At 39.4% G+C, this 22945-nt stretch carries 25 protein-coding genes; 10 read left to right on the top strand and 15 right to left on the bottom strand.

The features are described from left to right. Positions 1-2 precede the first annotated feature (2 nt). Positions 3-1619, bottom strand: a complete 1617-nt coding sequence (locus A33Q_RS01170) for a M14 family metallopeptidase (protein ID WP_009035178.1) — start codon at positions 1617-1619, stop codon at positions 3-5. 239 nt (positions 1620-1858) lie between these two features. On the opposite strand from A33Q_RS01170, the gene A33Q_RS01165 reads away from it, so the two are divergent. The 5 genes from A33Q_RS01165 (at position 1859) to A33Q_RS01145 (ending at position 7070) form a co-directional block, all read left to right on the top strand. Then, a complete protein-coding gene (locus tag A33Q_RS01165; protein WP_009035177.1) occupies positions 1859-2689 on the top strand; it encodes a universal stress protein in 831 nt (276 codons plus the stop codon). A 9-nt stretch (positions 2690-2698) separates the two neighbouring features. Beyond that, positions 2699-3940: a cation:proton antiporter gene (locus tag A33Q_RS01160; protein ID WP_009035176.1), complete on the top strand. Its 1242-nt coding sequence runs from the start codon at positions 2699-2701 to the stop codon at positions 3938-3940. A gap of 228 nt (positions 3941-4168) precedes the next feature. After that, the gene (locus A33Q_RS01155; RefSeq protein ID WP_009035175.1) at positions 4169-4648 is read left to right on the top strand and encodes a DUF4168 domain-containing protein; all 480 of its coding nucleotides are present in this window, start codon (positions 4169-4171) and stop codon (positions 4646-4648) included. Positions 4649-4814: 166 nt separating this feature from the next. Next, entirely contained in the window at positions 4815-5849 is a 1035-nt protein-coding gene (hemH, locus tag A33Q_RS01150) for a ferrochelatase (protein WP_009035174.1), read from the top strand. 42 nt (positions 5850-5891) lie between these two features. Then, complete coding sequence (locus tag A33Q_RS01145) at positions 5892-7070, top strand: CynX/NimT family MFS transporter (protein WP_009035173.1); 1179 nt, start codon at positions 5892-5894, stop codon at positions 7068-7070. 81 nt (positions 7071-7151) lie between these two features. Here the strand turns inward: A33Q_RS01145 and hpf are convergent, their stop codons facing one another. The 6 genes from hpf to A33Q_RS01115 form a co-directional block, all read right to left on the bottom strand. Further along, positions 7152-7457: a ribosome hibernation-promoting factor, HPF/YfiA family gene (gene hpf / locus A33Q_RS01140; RefSeq protein ID WP_009035172.1), complete on the bottom strand. Its 306-nt coding sequence runs from the start codon at positions 7455-7457 to the stop codon at positions 7152-7154. Between the two features lie 28 nt (positions 7458-7485). Continuing rightward, a complete protein-coding gene (locus A33Q_RS01135) occupies positions 7486-8370 on the bottom strand; it encodes a tyrosine-type recombinase/integrase (protein WP_009035171.1) in 885 nt (294 codons plus the stop codon). Positions 8371-8680: 310 nt separating this feature from the next. Next, entirely contained in the window at positions 8681-8875 is a 195-nt protein-coding gene (rpsU, locus tag A33Q_RS01130; protein ID WP_009035170.1) for a 30S ribosomal protein S21, read from the bottom strand. 126 nt (positions 8876-9001) lie between these two features. Continuing rightward, positions 9002-9250 carry an ATP synthase F1 subunit epsilon gene (gene atpC, locus A33Q_RS01125; protein WP_009035169.1) on the bottom strand — a complete coding sequence of 83 codons (249 nt, stop codon included), beginning with the start codon at positions 9248-9250 and terminating at the stop codon, positions 9002-9004. A 40-nt stretch (positions 9251-9290) separates the two neighbouring features. Beyond that, positions 9291-10793 carry a F0F1 ATP synthase subunit beta gene (atpD, locus tag A33Q_RS01120; RefSeq protein WP_009035168.1) on the bottom strand — a complete coding sequence of 501 codons (1503 nt, stop codon included), beginning with the start codon at positions 10791-10793 and terminating at the stop codon, positions 9291-9293. A gap of 203 nt (positions 10794-10996) precedes the next feature. Further along, positions 10997-11491, bottom strand: a complete 495-nt coding sequence (locus A33Q_RS01115; RefSeq protein ID WP_009035167.1) for a C40 family peptidase — start codon at positions 11489-11491, stop codon at positions 10997-10999. Between the two features lie 87 nt (positions 11492-11578). Here A33Q_RS01115 and A33Q_RS01110 point away from each other — a divergent pair, with 87 nt between their 5' ends. Together A33Q_RS01110 and A33Q_RS22325 are read left to right on the top strand one after the other, a co-directional pair. Continuing rightward, the gene (locus A33Q_RS01110) at positions 11579-12544 is read left to right on the top strand and encodes a tetratricopeptide repeat protein (protein ID WP_152527361.1); all 966 of its coding nucleotides are present in this window, start codon (positions 11579-11581) and stop codon (positions 12542-12544) included. After that, positions 12541-12783 carry a hypothetical protein gene (locus A33Q_RS22325; protein ID WP_009035165.1) on the top strand — a complete coding sequence of 81 codons (243 nt, stop codon included), beginning with the start codon at positions 12541-12543 and terminating at the stop codon, positions 12781-12783. The genes A33Q_RS01110 and A33Q_RS22325 overlap by 4 nt, the downstream gene beginning before the upstream one ends. On the opposite strand, the gene coaE is transcribed toward A33Q_RS22325, so the two are convergent. The 7 genes from coaE to A33Q_RS01070 all read right to left on the bottom strand — a co-directional run bounded on the left by coaE (position 12772) and on the right by A33Q_RS01070 (position 17970). After that, positions 12772-13392 carry a dephospho-CoA kinase gene (gene coaE, locus A33Q_RS01100; RefSeq protein ID WP_009035164.1) on the bottom strand — a complete coding sequence of 207 codons (621 nt, stop codon included), beginning with the start codon at positions 13390-13392 and terminating at the stop codon, positions 12772-12774. The genes A33Q_RS22325 and coaE overlap by 12 nt on opposite strands. Further along, the gene (locus A33Q_RS01095; RefSeq protein ID WP_009035163.1) at positions 13385-14347 is read right to left on the bottom strand and encodes a YbbR-like domain-containing protein; all 963 of its coding nucleotides are present in this window, start codon (positions 14345-14347) and stop codon (positions 13385-13387) included. Before A33Q_RS01095 ends, coaE begins: the two co-directional genes overlap by 8 nt. A gap of 8 nt (positions 14348-14355) precedes the next feature. Then, positions 14356-14673 (bottom strand): preprotein translocase subunit YajC, encoded by a 318-nt coding sequence (yajC, locus tag A33Q_RS01090; RefSeq protein ID WP_009035162.1) that lies wholly within the window; start codon positions 14671-14673, stop codon positions 14356-14358. Positions 14674-14676: 3 nt separating this feature from the next. Continuing rightward, a complete protein-coding gene (locus A33Q_RS01085; RefSeq protein ID WP_009035161.1) occupies positions 14677-15219 on the bottom strand; it encodes a DUF1573 domain-containing protein in 543 nt (180 codons plus the stop codon). 11 nt (positions 15220-15230) lie between these two features. Next, on the bottom strand, positions 15231-15533 hold the full coding sequence (locus A33Q_RS01080; RefSeq protein WP_009035160.1) for a YtxH domain-containing protein: 303 nt from the start codon (positions 15531-15533) through the stop codon (positions 15231-15233). A gap of 10 nt (positions 15534-15543) precedes the next feature. Further along, complete coding sequence (nusB, locus tag A33Q_RS01075; protein ID WP_009035159.1) at positions 15544-16728, bottom strand: transcription antitermination factor NusB; 1185 nt, start codon at positions 16726-16728, stop codon at positions 15544-15546. Between the two features lie 141 nt (positions 16729-16869). Then, a complete protein-coding gene (locus A33Q_RS01070; RefSeq protein WP_009035158.1) occupies positions 16870-17970 on the bottom strand; it encodes a Glu/Leu/Phe/Val family dehydrogenase in 1101 nt (366 codons plus the stop codon). A 146-nt stretch (positions 17971-18116) separates the two neighbouring features. Here A33Q_RS01070 and A33Q_RS01065 point away from each other — a divergent pair, with 146 nt between their 5' ends. Next, entirely contained in the window at positions 18117-19910 is a 1794-nt protein-coding gene (locus A33Q_RS01065; RefSeq protein WP_009035157.1) for an ABC transporter ATP-binding protein, read from the top strand. On the opposite strand, the gene A33Q_RS01060 is transcribed toward A33Q_RS01065, so the two are convergent. After that, entirely contained in the window at positions 19911-20573 is a 663-nt protein-coding gene (locus A33Q_RS01060; RefSeq protein WP_009035156.1) for a hypothetical protein, read from the bottom strand. Positions 20574-20606: 33 nt separating this feature from the next. Here A33Q_RS01060 and A33Q_RS01055 point away from each other — a divergent pair, with 33 nt between their 5' ends. Together A33Q_RS01055 and A33Q_RS01050 are read left to right on the top strand one after the other, a co-directional pair. Continuing rightward, positions 20607-20924, top strand: coding sequence for a hypothetical protein (locus A33Q_RS01055; protein WP_009035155.1), 318 nt, complete (start codon positions 20607-20609; stop codon positions 20922-20924). 122 nt (positions 20925-21046) lie between these two features. Next, positions 21047-22936, top strand: coding sequence for an ABC-F family ATP-binding cassette domain-containing protein (locus A33Q_RS01050; RefSeq protein WP_009035154.1), 1890 nt, complete (start codon positions 21047-21049; stop codon positions 22934-22936). Positions 22937-22945: the final 9 nt, after the last annotated feature.

Raw genomic sequence — 22945 nt, 5'->3', positions numbered from 1 at the left:
GATTAAAGTTTCACATTGAGAGTAGCTATGCCAGTATGAGCTGCACCAGCCTTGATTTCTACATTACCGGAGCCTTTTACGATCCAGCTGAGGGTAGTTTTTTCAAATGCTCCCAACTTATCAATCAATTTGATCTTATCGCCTGATATGATGTCTTTGCTTTCTCTATTGATATCAATCCTTATTTTTCTCAGCCATCTTGATTTTTCACCCATGTCTGAATGCGTGGGAAGTGGGGAATTATTAAAGAGATCTGCGGTCACTCTGGTAAGTCCATTGCCCAGTTTTTCTGTTTGTACATTATGGAATTCCATTTTGGGACTCATTTCAGCCAATTTCAAAATGAACTCCGTATGCTCATTGGCAATTTCCCCAACCTGACTGTATGGAGGGTTGTACATTGCAAAAGGCTTGATACCACCTACTTCTACCTTTTGGTTGGGGATATCAGGATGGTCAATCGCTGTCCATGGGACAAATGCGTCAATTTTTTCTTTTTCTGCCCAAGCCAGAAAATTGGCTTCAGGATTAGATGATACAGATTTGCCTTCCTCATCTTTTACTTCCGGTACCCACCAGCCCGGTGTGCTGAAGCTCAATCTTCCAAAATGGAAATATGCCCATTGGAAAAAGTCACCATCCGTCCCTTGATTATTTTGGTTGAATGCTTTTTGGGATACAGTCTTATTGTACATTTCAGACACCATGCTATTGATGGCTACATCTTTTTCCAACATGGAGGTGATGATTCTCTTCTTGGCATCTGCTGCATTGTATTTCAGTGGGGCCGAAAGGTTGTTTGCCGGGCTGAAAGTTACAAAGGCAAAAATATTCCACTGCTCAAAGAGGTAATCCAGCAAAGCTCTGCTTTCAGCCTCTGATACCGCAAAATCTCCGGCCAAAGGAGTAAAGATCGGAAATTTATAGGTCTGGTTCCTGTTAAAAGCTATGCCTTCTTCAAGGTCTTCTCCGAACTTGCCATCCTTGTCTTTATCCCTGCTTTCAGGGTATACCAAATAGCTTCCTTTTTGTCCTTTTGACACATCTGCTTTGACCATTACGCGATCATCCTGCTCATGCGGCATATAGTCTCCCATGGGGCTTTCCACTCTCATCATGGTGATCAGTCCGTCATTGTTCAGATCTACGTAGCCGTCCTCGGAGACCCTGCCATCCCTGTCATGGTCTACTTTGGAAGCATTGCCTCTTCTTTCATATTTTAAGGAAGCATGGTACTGCTCGTAAGCATCAGGAGACATGTTTGGAAAAACATAAAAAGTGTTTTTTTCCAAAGCTGCATCATTTTCTTTTACCAACTTCTCTGCAAACTGAAGGGCTAATTCAACACTCAAAACATGGAAACCTTCAGCACCGCCCACTATGGCAATACCTGGCTTATTGTCCATGTCCCCCTTTCCGATTTTCAATACCCAGATATCCTTACCCCCTTCGGTTTTTGTCAAAGAGCTCAGCTTAGCAGTGCTCCCACTTCCGGAAATTGCCTGCAGTCTTTGGCTCATCTGGCTCAAAGTAGGGTAATCACTTTGAGCGAGGCTGCTGGTATGAACAGAGAATAACATCCCAGCTCCTGCAACCAGTGATAGATACATTTTCTTCATAAGTTATATTTGATTTAGTTCAATTTTTAATTTGGGCTATTCAGTGCACAAATATTGTCCTAATGTTACAAAAAATAGGTGGTTAATTAAAAATGCTTTGGAAGTAGTGAATCAATGGATTTTGAATGGCGACAAGTATGGATAAATGGGTGAGAACCTGAGCCACTTATCAAGCATTTTTCCTGAGGTTATAAATAAACCATAATATTGTTTATTTTGCCTTTTACAAAGATTAGGATATGTTTTCAAAAATCGCACTTGCTATTGCATTTTCTCCCAGAATGGAGGCTTTGATCGCAGAAGCCAAAAGGATCAAAGAAATATTTGCTGCCGAACTGCTGCTCATTCATGTTGGTGAAAAAACAACTGAATCTGAAAAAAAAATGCAGGAAATGCTCAGCTCTCAAGGACTTCTTGATACAGGAGTGACAACTGTATGGGAAGTGGGCAATCCTGCTAAAAAAATCATCAAAGTATGTGAACAGGAAAATGTAGACCTATTGATAGCAGGAGCTTTGAAAACTGAAGGTTTTTTTAAATACTATATTGGTTCCGTTGCAAGAAAAATCATCAGAAAGTCCAAATGTTCTGTACTGGTACTGATTGAGCCTATGTTGAAGCCGGAAGCCTTTGAAAGGGTGGTGATCAATGGCACACAACAAGACCAAACCCCTTTCGTCATAGACCAAGGTCTAAAATGGTGTAAGTCAGATAAAGCAAAGCAGGTTTACATTGTAAACGAAATCAAGATGTACGGGCTTCAAATGGCCACTGCAAGTGAAGGCGGAGAGGAGGAGATTGCAGCGACAAGGCGTAAACTCATAGGGGAAGAAATAATTTATGTAGAAAATATTCTAAAAAATCTCGATAAGGGATCCTTGAAAATCAGCATCAAAATCACATGTGGCAAATGGGCCATAGAATTGGCAAGATTTGCTACAGATGTAAAAGCAGACTTATTGATTGTGGGAGATGAGGGGAATCTTGGCTTTTTCCATAGGTTGTTTCCACATGATCTTGAAGAAATTCTGAGCGACCTTCCTTGTAACCTTTTAATTGTAAAAAAATAAAAAGGACACATGGAAAATCTTTCACATCAGGATGTAGTAAACCTGTTTCTTCAGCTTGCCGCCATGTTATTGTTGGCAAGGGTTTTTGCAGAGATTGCTCAGCGCTTTAAGCAGCCGGCAGTAGTCGGGGAATTGTTGGCAGGGATATTACTGGGGCCGACCATATTGGGAACCTTTTACCCCGATTTGCATCAGTATCTATTTATGAGTAATCCAAGTGCAAATCTTGCCTTGGATGGATTTGTTCAGATTGCGGTGGTATTGCTGCTCTTTATAGCAGGCTTGGAGGTAGAGTTGCATTTGGTCTGGTCCCAAGGAAAGTCAGCCTTGAGCATAAGCTTATTGGGCTTGATTGTGCCATTTGCACTTGGTTTTGTTTTCCCTTACTATTTCTCCGAGTTTTTTGGACTGGCAGATGGAGATAGGCTCTTGTTTTCGCTATTTATGGGAACAGCGATGTCCATTACGGCATTGCCAGTTGTAGTACGGATTTTGATGGACCTTGACCTTTTCAAGACCAAAATGGGGATGTTGATCGTTGCTTCAGCCATGGTGAATGACATCATAGGTTGGTTGATATTCTCCGTCATTTTGTCATTTATGGGTAAAGGAAGCAACCTCTCACTTTTCCAGACTATTGGGATTACTTTGGCTTTTACTTTCTTTATGTTGACTTTGGGAAAGATTATAATCAATAAGGTCTTGCCTTGGATCAATAAAAAATTAGCTTGGCCTGGTGGGGTATTATCTCTATCAATGGCATTTTGTTTTTTGGCCGCTGCCTTTACAGAGTGGTTAGGTATTCATGCTATTTTTGGTGCATTCCTTTTGGGGGTTGCTTTGGGGGATTCTGAACACATGTCAGAGAGGGCTAAAGAAATCGTACACCAGTTTATCAACAATATATTTGCCCCTCTATTTTTCGTTTCGATCGGTTTGAAAATCAATTTCTTCACCAATTTTGAGGTGATGCTTACCTTGGCAGTGTTAGCTATTTCTTTCGCCGGAAAAATTGTAGGCAGTGGCTTTGGTGCTTCAAAAGGTGGGTTCAATTTGAGAGAATCTTTAGCTGTAGGCTTTGGGATGAATGCCAGGGGTGCCATGGAGATTATTCTGGGCCTTATCGCACTGGAAAATGGACTGATTGATGAGAAGCTCTTTGTCGCACTTGTCATTATGGCAATAGTGACGAGTATGAGCAGTGGCCCTTTGATGAAATGGGCTTTGCGGACTGATATCAAAGAAACTTAAGGGTCTAATTTGTAGCATGATATTAATTCTTCAAATAAGTATAAAGAATGGTATTTTAGGTTAAATCCTAATAGCTGATCTGTGGATATTTTATGCTTATTTTGAATTTTATCTTTAAAAAAATCTGTGAAATTCTGTTAAAACTGCAGTTTGTTGTCCTTTTTGGAGGGATTTTTGTATTTTTATCCTTGAATCAATAATTTAAAAAAAATGAAATACCCAAATTCAATGTACAAATTAGTAGTCCCGTTTTTTGTTTTTGCATTATTTTTTGGTTTTACTGCTTCAGCTCAGGAAGTGATGCCACAACAAATGGAAGTTCAGGAAGATTTTCCTGAAGAAGATATTAAGAAATTCGTAGATGTCAACTTGCAAGTGATGCCAATCCAGGAAAAATATCAATCCAAAATGATGGAATCGATAGAGGAAAGCGGAATGACGGTAGAGCGTTTTGAAGCTCTAAGTATGGCACAGCAAAACGGGGACATCAGAGAAGCATCTGAGGATCCGGAGGAATTGGCAGCTTACAATAAAGCAGGTCAGGAAATTATGCAAATTCAGTCCGAGATGCAAAACGAAGTAGTTGGACACATTTCAGAGAGTGATTTAGGTCCGGAAAAATTCCAACAGATTTATATGGCCTATACCCAAAGTGAGAAAGTAAGGGCTAAAATCGATAAAATGATGGCTGATGCCATTGAAGATTAAGCAGGTTAAAAATCTGTAATTTAAGAGCATCCCTTGAGGATGCTTTTTTTGTTTCTGGCTACCGATAGAATTCTCTTACAGGTGATTGGTCAAATCAATTAGATATTTCTAACCAAAGCACTTACTTTTGGGTTCTATTTGAGTTTTTAATCATCCAAATACAATCATGACCAAAAATAAAGCAAAAGTAGGAGTACTTTTAGTCAACCTTGGAACACCTGACAGTACAGCTACAGGAGATGTAAGGAAATACCTCAGAGAATTTTTGATGGATGGAAGAGTGATCGATTTCCCGTTTATTCCCCGTTGGATGCTTGTCAATCTGATAATAGCCCCATTCAGGGCTCCAAAATCAGCCAATGAATACAGGAAATTATGGACAGATAGGGGCTCTCCTTTGCTTTTTCACACAGAAGATCTCAGGGACAAGTTGATTGCCAAACTTGACCCCCAAACCTATGTGGTGGAAATGGCCATGAGGTATCAGTCTCCGAGCATTGAGGATGGCCTGGAAAGGCTCAATAAAGCTAATGTGAAGAAAATTATTGTGCTGCCATTGTTTCCTCAATATGCTTCTGCCACTAATGGATCTGTGGCGGATAAGGTAATGGAAATAGCAAGAGGATGGCAGATCATTCCAAATATTACATTTATATCCAATTTTGTAGAACACCCCTTATTCCTGGAGGCTTGGGCCGAATTGGGTAAAGAAATGATGCAGGGCCAAGAATATGACAAATATCTATTTTCCTATCATGGCTTACCGGAGAGGCAGATCAGAAAAGGCTCGGTGGATGGGTATTGCCAGCTTTCGGACAAGTGCTGTGGCAACTATACCAAGAAAAACCAATTCTGCTACAGAGGTCAGTGTTTTCATACCACAAGACTTTTGGCAGAGAAATTGGGTTTGCCGGAAGATAAAGTACTTACCTGTTTTCAATCCAGGCTTGGGAAAGATCCATGGATAAAACCTTATACAGAAGATATCATCAAGGAATTGGCTGAGAAAGGTGTCAAAAAAGTATTGGTGTTTTCCCCTGCTTTTGTAGCAGATTGTCTTGAGACTACCGTTGAAGTAGGGGAGGAGTATAAGGAAGAGTTTGAGGAGCTTGGGGGTGAACAGTGGGATTTGGTTCCAAGTCTCAATTCCAATGATACTTGGGTTGAGTGTGTCAAAGATCTAGTTTTGACAAACACCTGATTTACATTCCAAATAGCAGAACCCTTTTAAGCCAACGCCTTCATGCTTGCTGAAAAACCTTTGTATCAGAAAAACTGGTTGCTGTTTCTTGGAATCCTTTTTATTTCATTTAATCTCAGGCCTTCGATTACGGCTGTAGGTCCTTTGATTCCAATGATCCGGGAAGACCTAGGTTTGAGCAATGGATGGGCAGGTTTTTTGACCACTTTTCCATTGCTGACTTTTGCTACTTTTTCACTTTTTTCAGCCCGCATTGGAAAGGCTATGGGCAATTCCCAAGCACTTATGTTAGGCATGGCCTTGATCCTTTTGGGGACATTGGTCAGGGTACTGGGTGGATCATTGGTCTTGTTTTTGGGAACTGGCCTTACGGGTATAGGAATTGTTATATGCAATGTGCTGTTGATTCCCTTGATCAAAAACCGAATGCCTTCCAAAATAGGAATCGTCACAGCATCCTATACCACAGGGATGACATTTCTGGCAGCTGTTGCATCGGGAATTTCGGCGCCTTTGGCTATAGACTTAAATTTAGGATGGAGAGGGTCCCTGGTTTCTTGGGCAGGCTTATTAGTATTGGGGATAATCTTGTGGATACCTCAGCTGAAGTTCCGTGCAGCAGTGAATCATGCTGAAAATTCCGTGGCAAAGGTCAATGTTTGGAAATCCAGATTGGCATGGAATGTCAGTATGTTTATGGGGGTTCAGTCCTTGCTGTTTTTCACTTTAGTTGCATGGCTTCCTGATATGATGATATCCAGAGGGCTTTCTGCTACAGAAGCGGGAGTGTTGGTTTCGGTAATGCAGATTATAGGTTTGATAGGGTCCTTTTTGGCGCCTATTATAGCTGTTAGATTTAAGGATCAGGTAGGTTTGATCAATGTTTTAGGTTTTATGTACATAATAGGCTTTTGCAGTTTGTTTTTTGATGAACTGTGGGTGAATTATGTCGGGTTGGCAATTGTAGGCTTGGGCTTGGGGTCCAGTGTATCATTGGCATATACTCTGATTGGACTGCGTACCAAAATGGAAAAGACGACTGCTTCCCTTTCAGGTATGGTGCAGTCTACAGGGTATTACCTGGCAGCTCTTGGCCCGCTTCTTTTTGGAATTGCTTTTGATTTGTTTCAAAATTGGAACTTTCTGATTTACCTGACTTTGACCTGCAGTGTGCTGTTTATTTATTTTGGGACAAAGGCTGGAAAGTCTGCTCAGATATAGTAAATATGATTTTTGTATTAACCCAATTTTCCTGATAGACTTCTATTAAAAAAATAAGGCCCTCCGAAAAGGGCCTTTGAATTATTGGTTGGCAAGGACTACTTTTTCCTTGAACTTCTTGATTTGTCTTCTTAATGCTTCCACGGCTTCGTCAGCTGCAGCTTCGAAAGAGTCACTTTGCTGCTTGGCAAACAGGGTTTTACCCGGAACGTTCATTTTGATTTCTACAATTTTATTCGCATTTTTTTCATGTTTATCTAATCTCATAAAAACTTCACCGTCAACAATACGATCATAGAATGTATCCAGTTTATCAGCTTTTCTTTGGATGAAGTCGATAAGCTTTTGATCGGCATCGAAATGGATGGAATGCATTTGAAGTTTCATAACTTTCTTATTTAAAATTGAACATTTATTAAGCTTTTGGATGTGCTTGTTCAAACACAGCCTTAAGTTTTTCCATTGAATTGTGCGTGTATACCTGAGTCGCCGCCAAGTTGGCGTGACCAAGTAAATCCTTTACAGCATTTAGGTCTGCTCCTTTATTTAGCAAATGAGTGGCAAAAGTATGCCTGAGCAAGTGGGGACTCCGCTTGGAAGTCTGGGCAAAAAGATCAAGATAGTGTCTTACAATCCGGTAAATCTTCATAGGATATGCCTGCTCTTTATTGATATTAACGATAAAATAATCACTCTCTTGTATATTTGAAAATGTTTCTTCAAATACTTTTTTGTACAGAATAATATTCCTTTTCAAGGTGTTTGTTAAGGGTATTATTCTTTGTTTTTTTCTTTTTCCCAATACTTTTATGCTTCCTTCTTCAAGGTTGATGTCCTTCCATCGGATAGAAATCAACTCGGAAAGTCTAACCCCGGTCAGGTACAAGAACTCCATGACCATCTTGTCTCTTTGTCCATCAAACCCCACTTCATAAACCGCCTCATCCAGGATTTTTTCTATGGCTTCTTCCTGAACAAATTCAGGTAGTCTTTTAGCAGTCTTTAATGCCCGGATTTTGTAGGTAGGGTCTTTTGAAATTATACCTGAGCGCATCAAAAACTTATAATAGGATCTTAAGGTGGCAATCTTCCTATTGATAGAGTTAGGGTTGAGTCCAGAATCTACCAAGTCAATCACCCAAGCCCTAATTTCTGAATGCTCAGCATTACCAATATCCTCCAAGCCAAAAGCAGTAGAAACAAATTCTGAGAATTGTTCTAAATCCGTTTTGTAGGCAAGTACTGTATGGGTACTCGCTCTTTTTTCATGCTCCAGATAATTGATAAAAGAATCAGTCATATATGTTACTTGAATGTATGAAATTATAAAAAATTATCCGACTGAATTGTGACGAAAGTCATCCCAAGAGCGAGTATACATCAGTGGTCTACAGGTAGGGCTTCTTTGGGATTATAAACGGCATTCATCATGGCTGCATAATCCTCAATGCTTCATACAGGTCAATTTTAAACCTAATCTAAAACCTTTCCAGTAAAAAATCACTACCAGTTGCTTTAAGGTTTGTTAAAGCATTAAAAAAGAAAAGGGCGTACCCGCTTTCGGTAGGTACGCCTTTAGATGTGAATTATCTCAAAAAGATAACAAACAATTACTTGCTAGCTTCTGTCTGTAATCTCTGCTTGTAAGCTGCTTTAATAACTTGCTCCCTGTTTTTAACAGAAGGTTTTACAAAGTGCTGTCTGGCTCTCAATTCGCGAACAGCTCCAGTCTTATCAAACTTCTTTTTGAAACGCTTAAGCGCTTTCTCGATAGATTCGTTTTCTTTTACGTTGACTATGATCATATGTATACACCTCCTTTCAGGGTTGCAAATGTAAGAATAATATTTTGATATGAAAACTTTATCTGGACATTGTCAATAAAAAAGCCCCTTTCTTACGAAAGAGGCTTTTTTGAATTAGCTTATAAATTAACCGATTACTTTTTCGGCTAATAAAACTACATTATTATCATTTACTTCTACAACACCCCCATCGATCACATGTGCTTTTTTTCCTTCCTTGGTAGTGTATGAAACGGTACCTTTTGCAAGGGCAGATACCAAAGCTGCGTGGTTTTTCAATACTTGAAAAGAGCCGTTGGCACCTGGAAACGTTGCCTCTTCGACCTCACCTTCAAATACTTTTTGATCTGGTGTGATAATTGTCAATTGGATCATAACTTAATATTTTGCTTAAACTGTAAGTACAGCTTTTAGATTATCTTACTTCAGCAAGCATTTTCTCACCTTTGGCAATGGCATCTTCGATAGAACCCACCAAGTTGAATGCTGCTTCAGGCAAATGATCCAACTCTCCGTCCATAATCATATTGAAGCCTTTGATAGTATCTTTGATATCCACCAATACACCTTTTAGGCCTGTAAATTGCTCTGCAACGTGGAAAGGCTGAGATAGGAATCTCTGTACCCTTCTGGCTCTGTGTACCACAAGCTTATCTTCTTCAGAAAGTTCTTCCATACCCAAGATTGCGATGATATCCTGAAGCTCTTTGTATCGCTGAAGGATCTCTTTTACATTTTGTGCACAGTTGTAGTGCTCATCACCAAGGATATCCGGAGAAAGGATTCTGGAAGTAGAATCCAAAGGATCCACTGCTGGATAAATACCAAGCTCAGAGATTTTTCTTGAAAGTACAGTAGTTGCATCCAAGTGAGCGAAAGTAGTCGCTGGAGCAGGGTCAGTCAAGTCATCGGCAGGTACATAAACAGCCTGTACTGAAGTAATGGATCCGTTTTTGGTAGAAGTAATTCTTTCCTGCATGGAACCCATTTCTGTAGCCAAAGTTGGCTGGTAACCTACCGCAGATGGCATACGTCCAAGAAGTGCGGACACTTCTGAACCAGCCTGGGTAAATCTAAAGATATTGTCAATGAAGAAAAGGATGTCTTTACCGGCTCCATCACCTTCACCATCTCTGTAGTATTCTGCCAGAGTCAAACCTGTCAAGGCTACTCGAGCTCTTGCTCCAGGAGGCTCATTCATTTGTCCGAAGACGAAAGTTGCTTTGGATTCTTCCAGTTTTTTCAAATCAACTTTGGATAGATCCCATCCTCCTTCTTCTTCTAAGGTATGAAGGAAATCATCACCGTAGGTTACAATGCCTGACTCGATCATCTCCCTCAAAAGGTCATTCCCTTCACGGGTTCTTTCACCAACACCTGCAAATACAGAAAGACCTGAATATGCTTTGGCGATATTGTTGATCAATTCCTGGATCAAAACTGTTTTACCCACACCGGCACCACCGAAAAGACCGATTTTACCACCTTTTGCATAAGGCTCGATCAAGTCGATTACCTTGATACCTGTAAAAAGAATTTCTGTTGAAGTAGAAAGGTCTTCAAACTTTGGAGCGGATCTGTGGATAGGTAATCTCTTGGTAGATTTCACTTCAGGAAGTCCATCAATAGCCTGACCAATCACATTGAACAGTCGACCTTTGATTGCCTCACCGGTAGGTACAGAGATTGGGGCCTCGTTATCTACTGCTCCTTGGCCTCTTACCAGACCTTCTGTAGCATCCATAGCGATAGTCCTTACTCTATCTTCACCTAAATGCTGCTGCACTTCGAGGATCACTTGGTGACCGTCTTCTCTAGTGACCGTCAATGCATCCAGAATGTTAGGTAATCTTCCTCCCTCGAAAGAGACGTCCACTACTGGACCAATTACCTGAGTTATCTTACCAATATTTGCCATTTGTATTTTTATTGTAAAAAGGATTGATGCTTTTTGAATTTGGTTGCAAAATTAATTATTAAAGCTGAATACCAAAGGATGTTTGGAAATTTAATCCCTGTATTTAAACTTTTTTTATTTTGCGATTTGCAATCCTACAGATTCAGTATTTAAAATGGAAATTGATAATAGTCAAAAGTTTAGCGATAAACCGTCAATATTTGTTACAGGATTCTTTTTCCAAATAGAAAGGCTTTGTTCCAATAAGGATTTGCAAGATTATCTTCTGTCACACCCAAAGATGTCGAAGAATGAATAAAAATTACACGACCCCTCTGGACATCTGTGACTATTCCGGCGTGGCTTACTTTTCTGCGCCTTTTTCCAGTAGCAAAAAACAAAAGGTCTCCTTTTTCCAGATTTCTTCCTGATACATTTTTTCCCAATTTACTTTGGGCTTCAGAGGTTCTGGGCAGATTTATTCCCACACTGGCGTATGCATGGAAGATCAGGGCAGAACAATCTATTCCAGACCGGGTAGTGCCTCCATATCTATAAGGTGTGCCTCTGTAGGATCTTGCAGTACTAATAATAGTGTCTACTTCTCTGTTTTTTCCTTTTTTGGAAGAGGCGCATGAAGAGGAAAAAATCAAGATTGGCAATAAGACTATCAGATAATAGAAAAATTTAATTTGGATTTCCTTTGGGGATTTATTCATATTTGAATGGAATATTTTTATATTCAATAATACGTTTGCAGTATCGGGACTGTGAAATATTTGACGCTATAAATAAACGCTATGAAGATGAAAAAATCTATTTCCTTTATTTTTATTCTTTCAGTTTTTTCTTGCAGTGCTCCTCAGAGCGATACTAATTCTTTGAGATTGGGTTATAACTCTGAAAATTCCACGGTTGTACAGGGAGTTAGCTTGTTGGGGGATACACTGACCTCAAGAATAGATTCTACAACCCAAAATGATCAAATCAGGGAATTGCAAGAGGCTGAATCCCGTTATGCTGAAAACCCATCCATGGAAAACCTCATTTGGATAGGTAGAAGGGAAGCTTACCTGGGAAGGCACGATTTGGCAATAAGGACTTTTACCAAAGCAATAAAGGAATATCCTGACGCTTTTGAGCCTTTGAGACATAGAGGACACAGGTTTGTATCTGTCAGGAAATTTGACGAAGCCATAGAAGATTTTAAAAAAGCCTCTAAATTAATGGAAGGGGAAGAAATTTTGATTGAGGAAGATGGAATGCCCAACAAGCTCAATATTCCTTTGTCAAATGTTCAATTTAATGTTTGGTATCATTTGGGTTTAGCACATTATCTAAAAGGGGAGTGGGAAAAAGCTTTGGACGCCTATGTGGAATGTATCAAAGTTTCTGATAATGATGACCTGATTGTGGCTACTTTAGATTGGTATTATATGACTTTGATCAAAATGGGGAAAAAAGCAGAAGCACTTGAGTCGATTGCAGTAGTCACTCCGGACATGAATATAATTGAGAATGAAGCTTACCACAAAAGAATCTTAATGTATAAGGGAGAGCTGGAACCAGGTCGTTTGCTGAATGTCAATTCTGCTGAAGATGACCAGAAGCTTCAATATGTTACTCAGGGCTACGGCCTTGGGAATTACTATCTTAGCCAAGGAGATACAACTATGGCTGAAAGGATATTTAACAATGTAATTGAAACTGGATATTGGTCTGCATTTGGCTATATTGCATCAGAAATGGAATTAGCTAAATTGAGAGAATGAGTAGAGAGGAGTTCATAAGTTTACCATTGCACAAAAAAATAAAATTACTTTACACAGAGGGGACCTTCGTGGTGGCTATAAGGTACTATACCCATAAAGTGAATCTGTACCTTTTGGACAATGAATACGTTGAAGTTTTTTACAACCACAAGCTTGATAAGATAGATAACATTCAATTTTTAAATCGAGAGCACAGTAGAATGAAGTTTTACCTTGACCAGATTCAGTTATCCATTTAGGTTCTGATTTTGGGAAGAAAGTGCTTGGTGAATTTTCAAAACCTGTGGAATAAGTAATTTATTTTCGCCGTTCTTGATGATAAAATCTGCCTTTTTATTTTTTTCCTCGTCAGGCATTTGTTTGTCAATGATGGCATTTATTTGTTTTTCATCTCTTTGAGGATCTCTTGCCATTACTCTGCTGATACGCAGTTTTAATGGAGCACTTACATTGATGATCTTATCAAGTTGTTTGTAGGAGCCTGTTTCAAAAAGCAGTGCTGCCTCCTTCAGAATATAGGGGGAGTTTTGCGAAGTAGCCCAATTTTCAAAATCTGCACCTACAGCAGGGTGGACAAGGGCATTGATGATTGTTGTGTTTTCCGGGTCTGAGAAAACCTTTTCAGCAAGATATTTTCTATTAAGCTCCCCATTTTCAGTGTAGCTTTCTTCTCCAAAGTTTTCTTTGATTTTTTGAATCAAATCAAGATTATTGGCCATTAGCCACTTTGCCCGATCATCAGCATAGTAAATAGGAATACCTAAGATGGAAAATATTTTGGAAACTGTTGTTTTTCCAGAGCCAATTCCACCTGTAATTCCAATTAGCTTAGGACTTATCTTATTCATATTTCAAGCGTAGAACGGAAGGTTCGATCTGAATATTTTCCAAAAAATTGGGTCTTGGTGATACTTGGATAAGTATGGTACTATCATCCCTGTTACGATTATAATAATTCAATACTGCTTCAAATTCCATAGACTTCAATTCCTCTACCTTTCGTTCGTCTATCATATAGCGCATTACGATTGAAGGTTCTTCTGCCAAGGTCACCGAATTTGGGAAATTCTGCTTGTTGATTCTAAGTCTTTTGTTTCCTTCGAGCATTTGATACACATCGAATTTCACATGAACACTTTCTTCTTCCAAAGTCAGGAATTCGGCTGTTTCCTCCTCCAGATCAATTGGAAGGATTTTATTGAAGTTTTTATTTATTTTTTCCTCTCCAAGTTTCATCAGAATAACCCCATCCAATTTTTGTAATATGGAAGTTGGGCCTTTGACGTTCACCAGTGCAGGGTCTAGTTCTATATCTCCTGCAATCCTGTAATTTCTAGCCAGGGTGCTAGAGGTTGTATCTATTTCAATTTTGATTTTTCGGGTCACTACCTTATCTATATTGAATGTGATCGTGTCTGTGACCATAGACACGAGGTTGGTAGGGTTGATGGATTCTGCCAAGCCTCTTCTGATCTCTGAAGTAAGGATGTAGTTTTTTGTGGAGGGATTATTTATTTCAATCAAAAACGGGTTCTCATTTACTTTGAAATATTTTCTTAGAAGGTCCCATCCGTTACCGTTGACTTCTACTTTTATCCTACTTGGAAGTTTTTCCACCGGCATGAACTCCTCTGGGTCAAACACTATCTGAATTGGATAATCTATGACAGTCGTGTAATTGTCTTTGTTGAGGGCATTCAAAACCCAAAAAGTGGCGGCTGCGAAAAAACACAGAGCCGCCACTTTCAGGTTTGCAATCTTTTGTGGAGAAAGATTGGAAAAACGTTTTTTGAGTGTAGCCAAAATGGATCTTATTTAGTTCCTGTAGCTTTTTTGGTGAAATCCGCCGATATGGCTGATTTTTCTACTTTTATTTTTAATCCTTTGTCCAAATCCACAGTTACTGTATCCCCCTCTATTGAGCTCACTTTGCCGTGAATCCCTCCGATGGTCACTACAGTATCTCCTTTTTTCATGGCTTCCAGGAAATTTTTTGTTTCTTTTTGTTTTTTCTGCTGTGGTCTGATCATGAAAAAGTACATGATCAGGATAATGGATCCAAATAGGAATACTTGCCCCATTATCCCGCCTCCAGCTCCTTCAGCTTGTAATAAAATCCAAAGTTTCATATATTATCTCTTAACCGGGCCAGCTTGACTTGCAGCTCCTGCTTGTGATCTTGGTGTAACATTTCCTTTCATTCTCAACCTGGTTACATTAGGATTGGTATTGGCCTGAATAGTAACTGTTGGTGCTTGCGTACCTGGTTTTGCAGTAGAGTTGAATACAACTTTTACATATCCTTCTTCACCTGGTTTTACAGGGGTTTTGGTCCAGTCAGGGCTTGTACATCCACAAGATGCAGTGATGTTGGAAATTACCAAAGGAGCTTGGCCCTCGTTGGTGAATTTGAAGATATGCTCCACAACCTTTCCTTCATCGATGGTTCCAAAGTCAAACTCCATCTCACTGAATCCAAACTGGCCTAAAGTAGAAGGATCAGCAGGCTGACTGTTGGCTACATTTGATGGAGTAGCCGGCTGTGCTGCTTCCAGTCTGGCCAATTTTTGTTCCAATTCTGCGATTTTGTCAGATTGGTCTGCACTTTTTGTTTCACAACCGAATGCAAAGAGCGCAATTGAAAGCGCTAATGCGGGGAATTTTAAGTATTTCATGATAATAAGGGTTAATTAGCTTCTTTGTTGATTTGTTCAATCAGTTTATTGACGTCACTCAATAAGTTTTCTGCTTTGTTTTTAGCATCAGAGATGACTTTATGTCCTTCTGATTTAGCTTCGTTTTGGGGTAGGTTTTTGCCTTCTTTCAAGTCATTGATCAATCTCTCCAGCTCTTCTTTGTACCTGGACAATTGGTAAGTGAGTTTGTCACGTGTATTTTTACCAGTATCCGGTGCAAATAAAATGCCTAAAGCAGCACCTATTCCAGCGCCGGCTATAAAGGCAAACCATGTATTAGAATTTTTGCTCATTTCTTTATTTTTATTTGTTATCTAAAAGACCTCTTCCACTCTTACGGATTTGACCATTTTCAGTTAACTCCTTTGACAGCACATCCAAAAGACCATTGACAAACTGCTTACTTTTCGGTGTACTGTATGTTTTGGAGATATCTATGTATTCATTGATACTCACTTTTACAGGGATACTCGGGAATTTTTTCATTTCAGTGATAGCCATAGACAAGATGATTTTGTCAGTCTGTGCTATCCGCTCTATATCCCAGTTTTGAGTTCTTTTTGCAATCAAATCTTTATTATGATCGTCGTTTTGGACTGTCAAGTTAAAGATATTTTGGAAGAATTCCTTATCATCTTCCCAGTTCAAGGCTATTTCCGGAAGCAGTTCTTCCTCTTCTGAGTATTGCTCCTTGATGTTTTTAAGTACTTTAGATGCCAAACTCCTTACGATAGATTTGTTCTCTGTCCAGTTAAGGTCTTTTTCAGAAAAAAAGTTTAGAATCGCGTCGATTTTGAAGATTACCTTTTTGAGTATGTCATCAGCGATCTCAAAATCTTCCTCCAGGCTTGGATCTGTTATTTGGATATAAGATTTGTAACTATCCAAGGGTCTCACATAATCCCTGAACCACTCTTTGATTTCCAATTCAAGCTCATCAATGTAGGCGCCGTTTCTGGTAATGGCGTTATTGAAAGTTTCGGAGTCTTTGATTTTCAATAAGATTTTGTTGTTGCTGAGATTCAAATCACTTTTATTCAATGTAACAGCTTCCTGAGACATTTTTTTCTTTCTCTCAGATTCTTTTTCTACATGGTCTCTGAAAGCTAAAAGGATCTGAATGGAATAGAGGTAGAGTTGTGGAAGCCTTTCGGCTGAGCTTACCATGTTATTGGCCAAAAATTCAAAATCCTTCCTATTTGCTTGGTGGAAAGCATTGATGGCTTTTTTTGCCTCAACAGTGATTTTGGGATTGCTAAATTTCTCAGCTTCAAAAGTATCTGTATTAAGATTTTTGATAAACAGTTCGGTGGCAAGCGCTGCTTCTTTTTTGAGCAAGCCTTTGTCCTGAACTTCCATGCTGTTAAGGTCCGGCAAAAATGCATCTTTGATTTGGTCTTTTGCCAAATTGAAGTTGGATGCTTTACACTGTTCGTAAGCATAAAGGTTTTGGAAAGCCTTGACTCTGAGAATTCTTCTGTTTAACATACCCGAAATTAAAGAACGTAAATATAAAGTAAATTGAATTGGATTAGGGAATTGAAATAACCTTTTCCTTTAAGATAATCAAAAACCACCTGCCTCAGAACAAAGTTCCTCCTCAGGTGGTCTTTTGATTGTTTGGTTTTATCAGTAAGGCAATTTTACCTTGCCCATGGATTCTATTCTGTTCCAAGCCATTTCTATAGCTGCTTCTTGCGCAGGGATCTGCTCTTTTTCTGATTTGTCAAGAATTGCTGAGCAAATGTCATAGATTTTATCAGCGTGTAAGTAAGTCAACTCTCTGTTGTAACCTCCTACATATTCCGCGTAGACATTGATCAGGCCACCTGCATTGATCAAGAAGTCAGGTGCATAAACTATTCCTTTTTCCAGAAGTGCTTTTCCATGCTTTTCCTCATCCTGAAGTTGGTTATTGGCTGCTCCAGCGATGATCTGACATTTTAATCTATCAATAGTCTGATCATTGACTGTGGCTCCAAGTGCACATGGAGCGTAAATGTCCATATCAATATCATATATGACACTGGGGTCCACTACAACAGCTCCAGTTTCTTTGGCTACTACTTTCAGTCTGTCTTCAAAGATATCAGTAATGAAAACTTCAGCCCTTTCCTTCACTAAGTGCTCTACGAGGTATTTTCCTACTTGACCTATACCCTGTACGGCTACTTTTTTACCCGTAAGGCTATCAGATCCATAGGCTTTTTTTGCAGCTGCCTTCATTCCCAAATAAGTACCATAAGCAGTGACAGGGGAGGGATCTCCGCCTCCTCCTTTTACCTCAGGAAGTCCGGTTACATACTTGGTTTCCATAGCGATATATTCCATATCACTGGTTTTCATGTTTACATCTTCCGCGGTGATGTATCTTCCTCCGAGGCTGTTGATAAATCTTCCAAACCTTCTGAGGTAGGCTTCATTTTTTAATTTGGGGTCTCCAATGATCACAGCCTTACCACCGCCCAGGTTCAACCCGGAAATGGCAGCTTTGAAAGTCATTCCTCTGGAAAGCCTGAGGACGTCGGTAATTGCTTCTGCTTCAGAAGCGTAATTCCACATTCTGGTTCCACCCAAAGCTGGACCAAGAACTGTATTGTGAATTCCTATGATTGCCTTGAGCCCTGTAGGTTCGTCATAACATATGACCAATTGCTCATGCCCAAGTGAGGTGATCTGTCCATAAATGGAGCCTTCCCTCACTTTTTCCTCAGTATTTAAATCTACCATGTGAACTTGGAATTTTTAATTGTGTTATATTTGGGATTACTGTATTGAAAGACAGTGCCGCAAAATTATATATTTTGTTTGGCCTTTGCTAATGCAATTAATAGAGTAATAAAAAACTTATCAAGTGATTTAAAAACTTTTCTTCTGTGAAACCCCTATTACGGCTCAATAAGTACCTGCTTAAATACAAGGGATATATTCTCTTGGGGATTATATTTACTGTCATTTCCAATTTTTTTGTAATTATTCCTGCTCAGTTGGTCAGAATTGCCATAGATTATGTGGTTGAAAGTTTTTCTTATTTTCAAGTAATTGAAGGTGAGGCTATAGGCATTTTTGCCCGAAGTTTATTTTTAAAGTACATACTCATTTTTGGAGTACTCATACTCGTCATGGCTCTTTTGAGAGGATTTTTCTTATTTCTTATCAGGCAGACCATCATCATCATGTCGCGATTGATAGAATATGACATGAAAAATGAAATCTTTGAGCACTATCAAAACCTGCCTTTGAGCTTTTACAGAAGGAACAGTACAGGGGACCTCATGGCAAGGATCACAGAGGATGTAAGTCGTGTCAGGATGTATTTGGGTCCTGCCATCATGTATGGTCTGAACCTTTTGATTCTTTTTCCAATGGTCATCGGATACATGCTCAGTGTTAATGTGGAGCTGACACTTTATTCCTTGTTGCCATTACCTGTGCTTTCTGTCAGCATTTATTTTGTAAATAACCTGATCAACGAAAGGTCAGAAAAAATTCAAAGAAGCCTTTCAGGTCTGAGCACTTTTGTTCAGGAGGCTTTTTCAGGAATTAGAGTTCTTAAAGCTTTTGTAAGAGAAGAAGACAGCTCCAGGCAATTTAAGGAAGCTAGCTTGGACTATAAAGACAAGTCGATCAGACTGACAATGGTACAGGCATTGTTTTTTCCACTGATCCTGGCATTGATAGGTGTCAGTACCATACTTACTGTATACATAGGCGGAATTCAGGTGATAGAAGGGACCATTGGGTATGGTGTGATTGCAGAATTTATTTTGTATGTAAATATGCTTACCTGGCCTGTCACCTCTTTAGGTTGGGTTACAAGTATCATTCAAAGAGCAGCCGCTTCTCAGGCAAGGATCAACGAGTTTTTAGATGTGGAAAATGAAATAGTCAGCAGTGAAGGCTTGGATACTTTCATCAAAGGAGATCTTGAGGTCAAAAATATAAGCTTTGTGTATCCTGATTCAGGAATCAAAGCACTTGATCAGATTAGCTTTTCTATAAATTCAGGAGAATCACTTGCAATCATTGGTACCACTGGTTCTGGTAAATCAACCATTGCAAACCTTCTTATGAGGATGTATGATCCTGATTCAGGAGAAATATTGATTGACGGGAAGGATATAAAGGCATACGATATTGCTGCTTTGAGGAAGCAAATAGGCTATGTCCCTCAGGATGTCTTTTTATTTAGCGATACTATTGGCAACAATATAGGTTTTGGCTTGGATACTATACCGGAAGGTGTGGTAGAAAAAGCAGCAAAAGATGCCGATGTCTATACCAATATCATAGACTTTCCAAATGGCTTTGAAACCCGACTTGGGGAAAGAGGGATCACCCTTTCAGGGGGACAAAAACAACGTGTTTCCATTGCGAGGGCAATCGCCAAAGAACCCAGTATTCTATTGTTGGACGACTGCTTATCTGCTGTTGATACCAAAACTGAAAATGCCATTCTGAATGCCCTGAAAGAAATTATGATCAAGAGAACTTCTATCATTATTTCACACCGGGTTTCTTCCGCAAAACTGGCAGATAAAATCATCGTGTTGGATGATGGTAAGCTCGTAGAACAAGGTACGCATGAAGTGCTCTTGGAGAAAAAAGGTGTTTATGCCGAGTTGTATGAAAAACAAACCCAGACTTCAGAGACTGTAGAAGAGGACTAGTTACTCCCGATTTTTTGCAAAAAAATCAAAGCCGATCTTTTTGGGGTTCCCCATACTTGAAGTATGCTCCAATTTTTGATGGTAATTGATCACCATGATGTCCTGAAATGCAGGAGCTAGCAGATCATTGTCCAAAGCTGATAAAATCAACTGTTCTACCAAAGCCCGCATTTTTTCGGGAGTGACAGGATTTTCCTTGAGTTCGGGAAAGTTGAATACCACCTTGCGGTCACCTTCTAGAAAAAACTTGTTTTCCATATTGAGCAGCACTCTCCCCAAAAGGTATCCCAGGTCGTCCAATCGCCCAAAAGTCAGGGTGTCACTAAGGAAGTTATAGATCAAAATCTGCCCGAAGTATTTCAGATTATCATCACTTTTTAGGTACTTTGATTTGGCAAGGTAGGTGTCATCTGACAATTTGACTATGTTGCTTTGAAGGATGAAAATCAGGACATCTCCACCTACCCGAAAGTTAAATTCATAGTCATTAATTTTTTCCACTTTGATAGGGATTGCTTTTTCACTTTTGTCTTTTTGGCTTATTTCACCAGCTATTTGCAGACAAACTTGCTCCAGCTCTATGAATAAATGAGCCGTGTTTTCAAACAATTTATACTTTAATTTACTGGTAGTTTGGAGCTTAGTTACTATATTGTTTATCATATTTTTATGAATTTAAATTAAATCATTATATCTATGGCAAATAAAAAGTCGGGCTTTGATGAAGTTGAATCCATTCTTAAGGAAATCGGTACTAAAATAGAGGAATTAATCGAGAAAGGTAAGGAAGCAGGAGGTGAGGCAAAAGATGAAATTGAAAAGAAAATCAAGGACCTTAAAGAAAAGCGTACTACTTTAGAAAAAGAATATCAAAAAGGAAAAGAAAAAGTAGAGAAGCTATACAATGAAAAAAAAGAGGAGTATGAGCCTAACATTAATGAATCAGCTTTTCATTTTAAAGAAGGCCTAAAGCAGATTATAGAGGGAATCAAAGTACTTTTAGGGTCAAAATAATTTCAAAGTATACGTCAAAATTCTATTTGATTTGTAAGAAATCCCGGTTTTCAGCTTGGGATATTTTTTTCAATATCTGCTGTGGGGTTCCCAATGGCTAAATAAAGGTATATCTTTGCGGCATGAATTACCTTTCAGTAGACAATCTAAGTAAGTCCTTCGGAGAAAGAAGGCTTTTTACAAATATTTCTTTTGGCATTAATCAAGGAGAAAAAGTAGCCTTGGTCGGGATCAATGGAGCTGGCAAATCTACCCTGATGAAAATCATCATGGGTATAGAAGTGGCAGATGCCGGTGATATAGCCATCAACCAGCAGGTTAAAATCTCCTATGTACACCAAAACCCGGTCTTCTCTGGTTCGCTCTCCATTTTTCAGACCATTTTTGACGGAAGTGAAAATGAAACCCTGAAAGTCATTGAAGCTTATCAAAAAGCCATGCTTGATTCCGAGAACGGAATTGACAATGCTTCGGAAATGCAGAAGATCTTTGAAAAAATGGATCAGCTCCAAGCCTGGGATTATGAATATCAGATAAAAGAAGTATTGGGTAGGTTAGGACTTCATGATACGGAAATGCAAGTGGGGAATCTTAGCGGTGGGCAGAGAAAAAGGGTGGCTTTGGCTAAGGCTATTCTGGAAAAACCTGATCTGTTGCTATTGGATGAGCCTACCAACCATTTGGATCTCGAAACCATTGAGTGGTTGGAGGAATACTTGTCCAAGGCAAACTTAGCCCTTTTTATGGTCACCCATGACCGGTATTTTTTGGAAAAAGTGACCAATCAGATCCTAGAACTTGATCAGGGAAATGTGTACAGATATCAGGGTAATTACGGGTATTTTCTGGAAAAGAAAGCTGAGCGCAGAGAAGTGGAAGCCACTGAGCAGGAAAAAGCAAAAAGTCTGTACAAAAAGGAATTGGACTGGATCCGCCGGCAACCCAAAGCGAGAGGTACCAAAGCAAAATACCGGGTGGATGCTTTTGAAGAAACCAAGGAAAAAGCTTTTCAGAAAAGAGAAGAAAGAGAAATCGAACTTTCTGTTACTTCTCAGAGGCTAGGAAATAAGATTATTGAAATTGAAAAGCTGAATAAATCTTATGATGGAAAACAGCTTATTCGGGATTTCAGCTACACCTTCAAAAAGGGAGATAAAATTGGTATTGTAGGTCCAAATGGGGCGGGTAAAACCACTTTTCTCAACCTTATTACAGGTTTATTGACGCCTGATTCTGGAAAAGTTTCCATGGGTCAAACTACGGCCATTGGATACTACCGGCAGGAAGAGGACAGGTTTGATGAAGAAAAGAGGCTGATTGATATTGTCAAAGAGGTTGCTGAAGTCGTCACAGTGGCAGGAGGGGCTACCATCACGGTCGCACAGTTTTTAAATAAGTTTGGTTTTCCTCCAAAACAGCAACATACGCCAATTGCCAAATTGAGCGGTGGAGAAAGGAGAAGGCTTCAATTGCTTATGGTGCTGATCAAAAGCCCAAACTTTCTCATCCTGGATGAGCCTACCAATGACCTGGATATTGTCACATTGAATACGCTGGAAGAATTTTTGGACAACTTTCCAGGATGTCTGATTATCGTCTCCCACGACAGGTATTTTATGGACAGATTGGTTGAGCATTTATTTGTTTTTGAAGGTCAAGGAAGTATCAAGGACTTCCCTGGAAATTATACTGACCTGAGAGAATGGGAGAAAGAGCAGAAAAATCTCATTCAGCCGTTGGCCAAAGAGAAAAAGGTGGAAGTAGTAACAACTGAGACACAGAAAGATAAGCTAAAGGCTACTTTTAAGGATAAAAAAGAGTTTGAGGAAATCAATAAACAAATGGCAGCTCTTGGTAAGGAAAAGGATTATCTGGTTGAAAAAATCACTCAAGGTCATGATGACCACGAAGTGCTTACATCTTGGTCAGTCAGGATTCAGGAAGTTGATGAAGCTTTGGAGGAATTTGAAATGCGTTGGCTGGAATTGAGTGAACTGGAAGGAATTGACTGAGCTGCGATT

The organism is Indibacter alkaliphilus LW1, assembly GCF_000295935.2.
GTDB lineage: Bacteria > Bacteroidota > Bacteroidia > Cytophagales > Cyclobacteriaceae > Indibacter > Indibacter alkaliphilus.
Note: the sequence above shows the minus strand (reverse complement) of the source record. Positions and strands in the feature narration are given on the sequence as shown.